The organism is Bacillus sp. D48C, assembly GCF_053345735.1.
The window spans coordinates 287,614-299,225 of sequence record NZ_JBKFAQ010000006.1 but is presented as its reverse complement, the minus strand read 5'-3'; the positions used below and the strand labels follow the sequence as shown (position 1 = coordinate 299,225).

Genomic DNA, 11,612 nt, shown 5'->3' with positions numbered 1-11,612 from the left:
TATTTAAATTGCTTTTGAAGTTTGTTTACCTAAAATAAACACTTTAGTAAACACCATCATAATAACTACAATAACCAGAAAATAAAGTGGCATCACCAGTAACGAGCCTGTATGCAGCTGACTCATTCCCAAAATTGTCACCGTTACAATTATATAGTACCCTAAACTAAACAATGCACCAGCTGTACCAATAACATCTTGAAAATCTACTAATGCTAAACTTAAACAATTAGGTAACGCTACTCCAATTCCTAATAGCAATATAAACATCGCTACTAAAAATCCAATCATATATATTATATTTGGATTTGATCCAACTGAAGTAATAATGGATAAAACGACTGCTCCACCTGTCATTACAAGACAACCGATATATATAATTTTCTCTGGCTTATAAGTAACCAGTAAACGTTTTGAAACTTTCGCTCCAACAATAGAAGCAGACGCAACAACAATTCCTAAAAATCCATACGTACTGGGTGATAACTGAAAGTATTCGATAAAGATAAACGGTGCTTCTGCATAATAGCTAAATAAAACACCATTTGCTCCTCCAATTAATAGCCCATATGTTACTACTTTCGGATTTGTAATTAATCTTTTCAATACTGAAAAGACATTTATTTTATTTGTCACTGAGTCTGTTTTTGTTTCTGGAAGAGAAACAAACGTATACAGAAAAATCCCGACACTCATAACAACTAAACTTAAAAATACTATTTTAAATCCAAACATTTGATCAAGAAAGCCCCCAACTAGCGGGCCTATCGCTGGTGTAAAAGCAATGACTGCCGAAATTTGAGCAAACATAACATGGCGTTTATGCCCATCTACACTTTCCCGAAGAATCGTTTGTGTAACCACGGATCCTGCACTTGCTCCAAACGCTTGAATAAAACGACTTAGCAATAAAACTTCAATGGAATTTGCAATAAAGCACAAGAAACTCCCAGCGCCATATACGACAATTCCAAGTAACATCGCCCGGCGACGACCAATTATATCTGATAACCAGCCAATAAAAAATACACCTAACGCAAATCCAGCAAAATACACACTAAGTGTTAACTGCACCTCATTATTACTTACCTGTAATGCCTTTGAAATGTCTGGTAAAGATGGTGTGTAAATCGTTTCACTAATTTGCGGAAATGCGACAAGAACAATCATTAACAAAAGTGATGGTACCGAGACTTTTTTCATTTTTCATAACCTCCTATAACTTTGAAAATCTCAGAAGTAAAAAGACTTTCCTAAGCTATGGAACAGGAGGGGCCATTATAGAAATCCGGTCATAAAACAACAAAGAAAACACCTCAATTACGTATGTTAATACTTATAGGAGGGTAATATTAACATCGATTTTTAAATATACTTTTTCAATTATATTACATATTACTTTTATTTTTCTAGTATTAACTATATTAGTGAACAACTAATACACGCCATAGAAGATAACTACTTGATATAACCACCTTATTATGGAATAATTAGAAATAGTTTGAATATATAAACCTAATTATAAAATGATATACTCATATATTCCTAATGTCATAAAGCTGAACAAGTAGGAGGACTTTCGTAATGATTGAAATTTTAAGGACAGTAGTAAACTTTCTAATTTCTCTATTCTCAGGAGAATTACCATTTGTATATTATGTATGGATTATTACCCTATTCCTAATTCAAATAACCCAATCTACTCTAAACTATAAACTCTTTAACAAGAAAGACAATTTCAGCACTTATATATCAGAAGGATTACTTGCTTTTATTATTTTATTGTTTGGAGGAATATTAGTATCTAAGTTACTTGCTTACATAATAGAAGACCCTACTATTAGTATGACGAATTTAACACATTATTTTGTGTCTCTTATCATATTAACTATATTTGTCGTAATAACCTGTGTTAAAGACTTTATAGAGACATCTATAAAGAATAAAAATATATCTCTTTTTAGCTTTTTAGTAATTTCCTTAATAACAAGTATACTTTCATTCAAGTTTTTATCACCTTTCATTGAAGGTTCTTTTTCTCTTTCTAAATCTTTTATAACTACTTTAATCATTCTAGTAACTGTATCCATTCCTCTATTAATTTCTTTAGAGGAAAAATATGCAGATGAAAAGGAAACGGAAACGGAAAATTTATAGCTTCTCATTTATATAAAAGAAAGAGGGAGCTCCCCTCTTTCTTTTATATTGTTCTATTTCACAAGACTAAATCATTCCTTTTAATATCAATCCTAAAACTGACATTATTATCGTACTAATAATAATTCGCAAAATCCAAGTTGTGTTTGTACTTATTTTTTCTAATTGCTTATTGATTGTTGCTATGTCTTTCTCATTAATAGTGGTACGCGTTTCTAAATTTCGAATGTCTCGCATAATTTCTTTTTGCTCCGCCTTGAGACTGTCAATTTTAGCGTAAACATCTTCCATATATTCACACCCTCTGTTCATCTTAATAGAAAAATCTATATATATTATGAGACAACCCTCTTACCTGTGAATACATTCCGTATATCCGCGTACCAAATTATTTGTACATTTTAATTGAATTACTCACATGTTTCCATTCTTCTATTTATAAATTAGCGTTAAGATACGTTCAAATTAGAAAAAGTATCCCTTGTTTATTTAACAACAAACAATGTGCAATCCAACATTCGGGAGCACCTACGATAATTTCTATTATTTTCATATTTACAACTCAATATAATCAGTATGATTTTCTGAAGAATCCACTTTTTGAACTGCTTAAAGTATACTAATATGAATACGAAATAGCTGTATTGATAAACTCTCTAGAACAATAAATATACTGGCTGAAACGGATCTAAATCCGATATTTTTCCCAGTAACATTAATGGTTATTTCTGACAAATGCATTTGTATATCATTGTTTTCAAAAATTTCATCCTCAACCTTTACAATATCTGCTTCACAATCTACTTCTTTAAAAGTTTTCAATAATTTTGTTTCCAATAAACTACAATCAAAGTTCTCATCTTTTATTACGGCAAATTTAACCTTCATATCCATTTCCCCATTTTTAAAAAACTAAAATCATTAAATCAATATAAATATATATTATTCTATTAAATAATTCAAAATATACGCTTCTCACATACATTATTAAAAATCAATTCTAAAGAATTAAATGCAAAAAGTAATTTAGTATTAGGCGTTCCACTAATCTTTGGTATAATTCGTCTTTTAATTATTTTGCTCATTGCGCTTTTTTATTTCCCTCCCTATTTCAACTGAACTTTGTGTAATAATGCATATTTCAAATACATTATTTCCTTGCACTCATACTTTTATCATTGAGTTTTTATTCACAAATTCGTAACACATATATATGAGTTATCATGCTAAAATTAGTTTATTCACAAGAAGAAGTTATTCTTAATAAATCAATAATTTTTAATACCCTGTTTAAAGCCTTGCCCCCCTGCAAGGCTTTTTCCTATTTAACTAGCATAGTATTTTTCGTTATGCATCTCTCCCCTTTGTTCCTTACCCTACAAATAATACTGAATGTTTATTTTAATTTTTCAGCATCGGCACTCGCTCTTTTCGAGAGCTCTTTACCAAATATTCAATCTAATGATAAAATTGACCAAATTAATATTTTCATCCATCACTGTATCAAAAAGTACAATAAAGTAAAACTTTAATCAGTGGGGGTTTTGTTCATCCCTCACTGATTATTAGCCCTCACCAATCGGGCTTTTACGATTAAGTAAACGCGAGCTTTTTCTTCTATCTACTTACTATTTAAGGTTGATAGTTTAATAACAAAATTTAAAAATTCGACTTAAATTCATTGATGAATGGAGAGGTTTATATGAAATTAAAAGACAAAGTAGCAATCATAACTGGTGGTGCAAGTGGAATTGGCGAATCTACCGTTCGTCTTTTTATCGAAGAAGGTGCAAAAGTAGTTATTGCTGACTTTTCTGAACGTGGAAAAGACCTATCAGATGAATTGAATGCACATGGATATAATACGTTATTTATTAAAACCGATGTAACAAAAGAAGCAGATATTAAACAGCTAATTCATGAGACTGTAAGTACATACGGTAAATTAGATATTATGTATGCCAATGCCGGCGTTGCTGATGATGCACCAGCAAACGAATTATCCTATGAAAAATGGAAAAAAACTATTGATATTAATTTATCTGGGGTATTCCTTTCTGATAAATATTCGATTGAACAATTTCTTAAACAAGGTACAGGTGGTGTCATCGTTAACGCTGGTTCGATTCATAGTTTTGTTTCATTACCTACCCCAACAGCATACTCCTCTGCAAAAGGTGGCGTGAAACTATTAACTCAAAATTTATGTACTGCCTACGCTAAATATGGAATACGTATTAATGCGGTGTGCCCTGGTTATATTGACACCCCTTTACTTGGTAGTGTTAATCCTCAACAGAAAGAATATTTAGCTTCACTTCATCCGCAAGGCCGACTTGGAACACCAGAAGAAGTCGCTAAAGCTGTCTTATTTTTAGCAAGTGATGATGCTAGTTTTGTTAACGGTACAACACTTCTTGTTGATGGAGGCTATACTGCACGTTAATTTTAAAATTTTGAAGCCCCCTAAGAAATATATAGTCTTCAACAAGAAAAAGCGCCATCACAAGTGACGGCGCTTTTTCTATGTAAGAGCAACTAGAAGGTATCCTTCTAGCCTACTCCCATTTATAAGTCCAAAACTGTTCAAGTTGCAGCCATTTTAATGTTGCTGCATCTTTATTTTTTATTTTTGCATGCGTGTCTTCAAGCATTGCTTCTGTTTGTGAACGGTGCGCACCTAGTGCAGTTAATTTATGATCAAATACTTCACTAATGTTATTTACAACATCCGGTTCTCCTAATACTGCCTCACGATTTTTCGTAATCGCAACAGCATGAATAACTGGGCGCTCTTCTTTTGGCATACGTGATACAGCGCGAACGACAGCGCGGCCAAATGCATTATGATCTGGATGTACACCGTGCTCTGGGTAAAATGTAATAATTCGAGATGGATTTACTTCTTGAATGATTGCTTCAATTTTGTCAGCAACAAAATCAACATCTTCAAACTCTAACGTTTTATCATGGAAGCCAAGCATTCTTAAATCTTTAATGCCCATCGCTTCACAAGCATCTTTCAATTCTTTCTCACGGATATGTGGAATCGTTTCACGGTTAGCGAATACATTCTTACCCATGTTACGTCCCATTTGTCCTAGAGTACCACATGCATATGTTACAGGTACTCCTTGATCTGTTAATAAGCGAATTGTTCCTCCCGCAGCATATGCTTCATCATCTGGATGCGGAAATACAACAAGTACATGTCTCTCCATAAGTTTCCCTCCTTCTTACTTAAATGGTGTTAAGCTTAACTCAAGTGCAACTGCTAGACGACCTAAATTATCATGTCCAGCTAATAATAAACGCTCTTGATCGTCTACTTCCCAGTGCGTAATACCTTCAGCATATACCCAACCGTGATCCATTTTCAGACCAACTCGGTATGGATTTGTTCCAGTTATCTTCCCGCGTTCAAAACGGATAATCGCATTTCGAATGAAAGCACCAACTGTCATCATCTTTTCATTTATGTGTGATGCATATGCTCCGTTTGTCGTTTCTAAATGAATATATACATCTTTATTTACAAAACGTTCAATTTCATTTTGAATAAGAGAACTATCTTTTACTATTTCCATCGGAATTCACCTCTTTAAACCATTTTACGCAAAAATAATGTAAATTGCTATCTCTATATTAGAGGACAACGCTCACTTTTCCTAATAATTTGCACTGCGTTTTTTATATTTTTTATATGATATGTAAAAAATACATTTTTTCCTTCACTTCGTTAAATAGTTTTCTTTCTTTTTTGAATTTGCTACAATATATTTTATCCCGCATTATTGCAGCGAGATACATTTCGACAATTGAATACATACTTTAAAGAAGGTGACATGATTGGAACAATCAGCACATGAAGTAGCAAATTGGCAATATTATTTTGCAATTGCCGTATTTTTAATCACGTACGGATTTATTATTTCTGAAAAATTGAATCGTGCTGTAATCGCACTATTCGGTGCTGCTATTATGATTATTTTTGGAGTTGTAGATTTACATACCGCTTTCACATCACATATTCAATGGGAAACGATCACCCTTTTAATCGGGATGATGATTCTCGTACATATTACGAGTCAATCAGGCGTATTTGAATTTGTGGCCATTAAAGCGGCAAAAGCAGCTGGTGGAAAACCGATTCGCATTTTATTATTACTATCCCTATTAACCGCTGTCGGATCAGCATTTTTGGACAATGTAACAACCGTTTTATTAATCGTTCCTGTTACATTATCCATTACACGTATTTTAAAAGTAAATCCTGTGCCTTATTTGATTTCAGAAGTGCTATTTTCAAATATAGGTGGAACAGCAACATTAATCGGTGATCCACCTAATATTATGATTGGATCAGCAAACAAACATTTAGACTTTAACGCCTTTTTACTTAACTTAGCTCCAATCGTAATTATTATTTCTATTGTGACACTTGGCATTATTTACTTCATGTATCGTAACAAACTAAAAACAACACCTGAACAAATCGAAAAACTAATGGCATTAAACGAAAAAGATTACATTAAAGATCAAAGCCTCCTTTTAAAATCTATTTCGATTTTAGGACTAACAATTTTAGGCTTCGTACTTCATTCGATTATTCATGTAGACGCTGCTGTTATCGCGATGACAGGCGCTACACTTCTTATGTTAATCGGCGTGAAAGAACATGATATTGAAGATGTATTTGCCCACGTTGAATGGGTTACCATTTTCTTCTTCGCCGGATTATTTGTTCTCGTTGGCGGGTTAATTGATATCGGACTTATCTCTTCACTTGCAAGAGAAGTAATCGATGTAACAAACGGTGACATCGGATTCGCAGCTATACTTATTTTATGGGTATCTGGCATCGCATCTGCGACAATCGACAACATCCCATTTGTCGCAACGATGATTCCTCTTATTCAAGACTTAGCTACAGGACTCGGACTATCTGTCGATTCTCCGCAAATCGAAGTACTATGGTGGGCGTTATCTCTTGGAGCTTGCTTAGGAGGAAATGGAACACTAATCGGAGCATCTGCAAACGTAGTCGTTGCTGGTATTGCAAAACGTGAAGGACATGGCTTCTCTTATATGGACTTCTTAAAAATTGGTTTACCATTAACTATTGTTGCACTCTTGTTATCACATGCTTATATATATTTACGTTATTTAATGTAAAAGTTGTATTGCATGAAATTATATCGTCAAATACAAAAGGTTTGCAGCATCCGTGCTGCAAACCTTTTTTCATCACCAAAATATACCGATAATTGCTAACCCACCTAATATCATACCACCAATTTGTCCAACGATTGCTGGTGATAGTTGAACACCCTTTCGTACTTCAACAACTGGTCTTTCGTGCCTTAGTTGCTGTACTTCACTTTGAAGTTGGTGCACACTTCCGTGTAACTCTTTAATTAGTTCTTTTAATTCGGCGACCTCTTCATTTACTGGCTTTTCTTTTTCTAAGTTCATCTCACATGACTCCTTATAAGTTCAATCAATACACTGTAAATTTTCGCCAATTACCATTATATCTCCTGCATACTACATATATAATTTCGAATGTACTTTCTAACCTTGCAGCTCTATCCATTCATCCCGCAATATCCCCATAATCATACGGTCAAAACACTTCCCATCTCTTTGAACCGCTTCTCTCATACAGCCTTCCATCTGAAAACCCATCTTTTTATACAATGCAATGGCAAGTTTATTATACGAAATAACATCAAGACCGATGCGGTGTAAATTCAATTCATAGAAAGCATACTTTAGAATAAGATGTATTGCTTCTTTCCCATATCCCTTTCCTCTATCATTCGCATCTCCTATACCAATAGCTAATAAACCTGTTCCGTTATTCCACTCTATACCATGAATCGCCACAAAACCAATTAAGCGATCTTCTTGAACTGTCCTTACCATGAAAGAAACACTATTCGATCTCCGTCCTTTTAATAGCCCATCACTTGCTATTTCATTTAAAGATTGCGGGAATGCTACATCTGTATCTACATTTCTTAAATACTCACTATCCTCTTGCCACATAGCCATCAATTCAACATCTTTTTCTCTCATAACTGATAATTTAATCGTTTTATTTCGAAAAAGATTCATTGTCATTTCAAAATCCCCCTTTATTACATAATGGGGATAATTGTTTCAGCCCATTTATCCCCTAGTTCCATAAACTGCTTTATAAACGGGATACTTACAATAAGCGCTGACATTGGCACATCTCCTCCATATTGAATTAACTTCATTGTATAATTTTTTATTTATTCTAACAATAATAGAAAGGCCCTCCAAATTTAGAGGGCCTTTCCTAATAGCAAAACTATATTATTTCGTAAACATTTTCTCCGCTTCATCCATTGCCATTTTGTTTCCTAAAGCAGAATAGTCCAGCCATGGTTGATCATTGATAATGTATACGTGCTTGCCTTTAACTGCTTTTAAGTCTTTCCAAATTGGCGTTTCTTGAAGTTGTTTAAATGCTGCTTTTGCTTTATCATCTCTATTTACAACAACGAAAATCGCATCTGCATCAAAGTCAGGTAATACTTCTTGTGAAATGACTTCGAAAGGGCGGTTTCCATCAATTTTCTCTACACCATTTGCAGGCTGTAACCCTAAGTCTTGGAATAAAATTGGTCCCATCGGTCTTTTCGTACTAAATACACGCAATTCTTTTGCAGTAACGCGAATTGCCATTACTTTTTCGTTATTACCTAGCTCTTTATCTATTAAACCTTTTACTCGTTTTGATTGCTCTTCGTAATCTTGAATATATTTATCTGCTTCTTTCTCACGGTTTACAAGTTTACCAACTTGTTTTAAATGATCTCTCCACGTACCTTCATCTAAATTGAAAGAATGTGTTTTTGCAATTTTTTCGTATTTCGCTACATCTTTACCAGCATATTTTTCATCAACATAAATGTCAGTTGGCTTTAATTGAAGTAACGCTTCCATATTCGGATCTGTTACAACACCAAGCTTCTTCGTATCTTTCAACTTCTCTTTAGCGTGCGGTAAGAAATCTTTTAAATCTCCCCCAATAACAGAACCTACTGGTGTAATTCCTAATGCAAGTAAATCATTTGTTAAATGAATAGACATTGAAGCAATTTTTGGGTCATTACTTTTTTCCGTTTTTTTCGTTGCCTCTTCATTAGCTTTCGTTTGACCACATGCTGCTAATACTAAAATACACATCATGCTAAATAAAATAGTAAGTTTCTTTTTCATATGTTCTCCTCTTTGAAGTATTTATTTTGTTTTTGTAAGTAAATAAAGAAAATACGGTGCTCCTAAAGCTGCCACTACTACACCAGCTGGAATAGAGTTTGGCTCAAATATAGAACGACCTATCGTATCTGCTAGCACTAAAATAATCATTCCGATAATGCCAGCTAAAGGAAGAAAATGTTGATACGTAGTACCTACTAACTTTCTTGCAATATGCGGAGCAACTAAACCGATAAAACCAATTCCTCCTGCCATCGATACACTCGCGCAAGATAATCCAACCGCTGTAGCTAAAAGTAGTAACCGTTCTTTTTGAACAGAAACACCAAGTCCTGCTGCCACACTATCACCTAGTGACAATGCATTTAACGTTTTAGATTTTAGCCATGCATACGGGGTTAGTATGAAAATCCAAGGTAATAATGCAAGGACATGAATCCAATCCCTTCCCCACACGTTACCAACTAACCATCTGGAAGCGAATGTATATGTCTCATCATTTAACTTGAGAGAGAAAAATAACGAAATCGCACTAAATCCAGCTGAAACAGCAATACCAACGAGAATAAGTCTAATAGGAAGTAAACCTTTTGATCGATCACTCGCAAGTATAATAATTAAAAATGCAGCTAGTATTCCCCCACCAAATGTAAATAACGGTATTAAAATCGATGCATTCTCATTAATAGAATGAAAGAAAGTAACAAATATAATTAGCCCGAAAGATGCACCTGAATGCAATCCTAAAATACCAGGGTCTGCAAGTGCGTTACGTGATAATCCTTGTAAAATCGCACCGGAAATCCCAAGGCCAATACCAGCTAACATTGTGATTATAATTCTTGGCATACGATAATCGTATAGCACGGTTGCACTTTCAAAATCACCATAACCGAAAAGCGTTTGAATTACTTTGAGCGGTGCAATACTAAGTGTCCCTGTATTTAAGCTAAGTAAAATGACAGCGATACCAATACAACCGAATATTGTAGTTACAGTAATGGCTCTTTTTTTATCTGTGTTAATAAGACCCTTCACTTATAGCTCCCTCCCAACTTTACGTGCTATATAGAGGAAGAACGGAACTCCAACAAGAGCTACCATAATTCCTATCGCAAGTTCTTTAGGAGGGTTTACTGCTCTTGCTCCTAGGTCAGCTAAAACTAATAACATAGCACCTAATAATGCTGACATAGGAATAATGAGTCGATAATTAACACCAACTAATTTTCTAGCAATATGCGGAATAACGAGTCCTACAAATCCGATAGAACCAACAGCTGAAACAGATACACCTGCAAGAATGACTACTATAATCATCCCTAGTATTCTCGTTCGGTTCGTTTTCACTCCTAAATTTGTAGCAACATCATCTCCCATTGATATGAGTGAAATAGATCTCCCTAGCATTGTCGCAAAAATAATCGTTATAAGAATAATAGGGACTAAAAATTTCAAGTGTTCCCACTTAACCCCTGCAACACCACCAGCATACCAAAACGCTAAATCTTGGCTTAAATCATAATAAATCGCAACACCTGAACTTAATGAATGTAAAAGCGCTGCCATAACCGCTCCAGCAATCGTTAACCTCATTGGTGTTAATCCGCCTGATGTGGCCGATCCGATAATAAAAATGAGTACTGTACTTAAAACCGCTCCAATAAAAGAGACAATCATTAAATAGGAATATGGCATATGCGGAAAAAAGGAAAAACTAAGTGCTACTACAAACATCGCACCTGCATTTATGCCAAGCACACCTGCATCAGCTAAAGGATTTCGTGTTACTCCTTGCATAACAGCCCCAGCGACCGCAAAAGCTGCTCCTACAACTGCTGCTCCAATTACCCTTGGGAGCCTTAATTCATATATAATTTGGTGCTGCGTTAATTTCGGATTATAATCAAAAACCGCTGTCCATACGGTTTGCAAATGGATATCCTTTGCACCGAATGCAATAGCTAAAAATATAGATCCGATTAAACATAAAATTGATAAGCACATGAAACATATGAACTTAATATGTTTCATGTGCTTATTGCCAGCATATACAGCAGACTTATGTAACATGTTTCATTTCATCCTTTATATTCAGTTGATTTTTATAATTATTTTTATTTTATAATATTTATTGATAATAATTATCATTTTTATTTAGAAATTATATCCTCACTTTTTTAAAATAGCAAACTATTTTT

At 34.2% G+C, this 11,612-nt stretch carries 13 protein-coding genes; 3 read left to right on the top strand and 10 right to left on the bottom strand.

What is annotated here, in order from left to right; genetic code table 11:
• Nucleotides 1-3: 3 nt before the first annotated feature.
• On the bottom strand, nt 4-1,203 hold the full coding sequence (locus ACLBXA_RS17460) for a multidrug effflux MFS transporter (protein WP_079245786.1): 1,200 nt from the start codon (nt 1,201-1,203) through the stop codon (nt 4-6).
• Between the two features lie 381 nt (nt 1,204-1,584).
• Here ACLBXA_RS17460 and ACLBXA_RS17455 point away from each other — a divergent pair, with 381 nt between their 5' ends.
• Entirely contained in the window at nt 1,585-2,157 is a 573-nt protein-coding gene (locus ACLBXA_RS17455; protein WP_447617344.1) for a DUF5823 family protein, read from the top strand.
• A 66-nt stretch (nt 2,158-2,223) separates the two neighbouring features.
• Here ACLBXA_RS17455 and ACLBXA_RS17450 read toward each other — a convergent pair whose 3' ends face one another.
• Nucleotides 2,224-2,448, bottom strand: coding sequence for a hemolysin XhlA family protein (locus ACLBXA_RS17450; RefSeq protein WP_000390464.1), 225 nt, complete (start codon nt 2,446-2,448; stop codon nt 2,224-2,226).
• Between the two features lie 318 nt (nt 2,449-2,766).
• Nucleotides 2,767-3,045 (bottom strand): hypothetical protein, encoded by a 279-nt coding sequence (locus ACLBXA_RS17445; protein WP_000865002.1) that lies wholly within the window; start codon nt 3,043-3,045, stop codon nt 2,767-2,769.
• An 814-nt stretch (nt 3,046-3,859) separates the two neighbouring features.
• Here ACLBXA_RS17445 and ACLBXA_RS17440 point away from each other — a divergent pair.
• Entirely contained in the window at nt 3,860-4,603 is a 744-nt protein-coding gene (locus ACLBXA_RS17440) for an SDR family NAD(P)-dependent oxidoreductase (protein WP_017763451.1), read from the top strand.
• A 112-nt stretch (nt 4,604-4,715) separates the two neighbouring features.
• Here the strand turns inward: ACLBXA_RS17440 and bshB2 are convergent, their stop codons facing one another.
• Both bshB2 and ACLBXA_RS17430 read right to left on the bottom strand, forming a co-directional pair.
• A complete protein-coding gene (gene bshB2 / locus ACLBXA_RS17435; RefSeq protein ID WP_000439480.1) occupies nt 4,716-5,378 on the bottom strand; it encodes a bacillithiol biosynthesis deacetylase BshB2 in 663 nt (220 codons plus the stop codon).
• Between the two features lie 15 nt (nt 5,379-5,393).
• Complete coding sequence (locus tag ACLBXA_RS17430) at nt 5,394-5,744, bottom strand: YojF family protein (RefSeq protein WP_000407045.1); 351 nt, start codon at nt 5,742-5,744, stop codon at nt 5,394-5,396.
• Nucleotides 5,745-6,006: 262 nt separating this feature from the next.
• On the opposite strand from ACLBXA_RS17430, the gene ACLBXA_RS17425 reads away from it, so the two are divergent.
• Entirely contained in the window at nt 6,007-7,332 is a 1,326-nt protein-coding gene (locus tag ACLBXA_RS17425) for an ArsB/NhaD family transporter (protein ID WP_000437992.1), read from the top strand.
• Nucleotides 7,333-7,404: 72 nt separating this feature from the next.
• Here ACLBXA_RS17425 and ACLBXA_RS17420 read toward each other — a convergent pair whose 3' ends face one another.
• From ACLBXA_RS17420 to ACLBXA_RS17400, 5 genes are all read right to left on the bottom strand, one after another.
• Nucleotides 7,405-7,632, bottom strand: coding sequence for a hypothetical protein (locus tag ACLBXA_RS17420; RefSeq protein WP_017763453.1), 228 nt, complete (start codon nt 7,630-7,632; stop codon nt 7,405-7,407).
• A 99-nt stretch (nt 7,633-7,731) separates the two neighbouring features.
• Nucleotides 7,732-8,283, bottom strand: a complete 552-nt coding sequence (locus tag ACLBXA_RS17415; protein WP_000178513.1) for a GNAT family N-acetyltransferase — start codon at nt 8,281-8,283, stop codon at nt 7,732-7,734.
• Between the two features lie 219 nt (nt 8,284-8,502).
• Nucleotides 8,503-9,411 (bottom strand): iron-hydroxamate ABC transporter substrate-binding protein, encoded by a 909-nt coding sequence (locus ACLBXA_RS17410; RefSeq protein WP_000728216.1) that lies wholly within the window; start codon nt 9,409-9,411, stop codon nt 8,503-8,505.
• A gap of 21 nt (nt 9,412-9,432) precedes the next feature.
• A complete protein-coding gene (locus ACLBXA_RS17405) occupies nt 9,433-10,449 on the bottom strand; it encodes a FecCD family ABC transporter permease (protein ID WP_000677264.1) in 1,017 nt (338 codons plus the stop codon).
• Nucleotides 10,450-11,484: a FecCD family ABC transporter permease gene (locus tag ACLBXA_RS17400; protein ID WP_079245788.1), complete on the bottom strand. Its 1,035-nt coding sequence runs from the start codon at nt 11,482-11,484 to the stop codon at nt 10,450-10,452. It abuts the gene before it with no gap.
• Nucleotides 11,485-11,612: the final 128 nt, after the last annotated feature.

Bases quoted from the DNA above. Each gene is read 5' to 3' on its own strand.
- ACLBXA_RS17460 (WP_079245786.1), bottom strand. From the start codon at position 1,203: ATGAAAAAAGTCTCGGTACCATCACTTTTGTTAATGATTGTTCTTGTC.
- ACLBXA_RS17455 (WP_447617344.1), top strand. From the start codon at position 1,585: ATGATTGAAATTTTAAGGACAGTAGTAAACTTTCTAATTTCTCTATTC.
- ACLBXA_RS17450 (WP_000390464.1), bottom strand. From the start codon at position 2,448: ATGGAAGATGTTTACGCTAAAATTGACAGTCTCAAGGCGGAGCAAAAA.
- ACLBXA_RS17445 (WP_000865002.1), bottom strand. From the start codon at position 3,045: ATGAAGGTTAAATTTGCCGTAATAAAAGATGAGAACTTTGATTGTAGT.
- ACLBXA_RS17440 (WP_017763451.1), top strand. From the start codon at position 3,860: ATGAAATTAAAAGACAAAGTAGCAATCATAACTGGTGGTGCAAGTGGA.
- bshB2 (WP_000439480.1), bottom strand. From the start codon at position 5,378: ATGGAGAGACATGTACTTGTTGTATTTCCGCATCCAGATGATGAAGCA.
- ACLBXA_RS17430 (WP_000407045.1), bottom strand. From the start codon at position 5,744: ATGGAAATAGTAAAAGATAGTTCTCTTATTCAAAATGAAATTGAACGT.
- ACLBXA_RS17420 (WP_017763453.1), bottom strand. From the start codon at position 7,632: ATGAACTTAGAAAAAGAAAAGCCAGTAAATGAAGAGGTCGCCGAATTA.
- ACLBXA_RS17415 (WP_000178513.1), bottom strand. From the start codon at position 8,283: ATGACAATGAATCTTTTTCGAAATAAAACGATTAAATTATCAGTTATG.
- ACLBXA_RS17410 (WP_000728216.1), bottom strand. From the start codon at position 9,411: ATGAAAAAGAAACTTACTATTTTATTTAGCATGATGTGTATTTTAGTA.
- ACLBXA_RS17400 (WP_079245788.1), bottom strand. From the start codon at position 11,484: ATGTTACATAAGTCTGCTGTATATGCTGGCAATAAGCACATGAAACAT.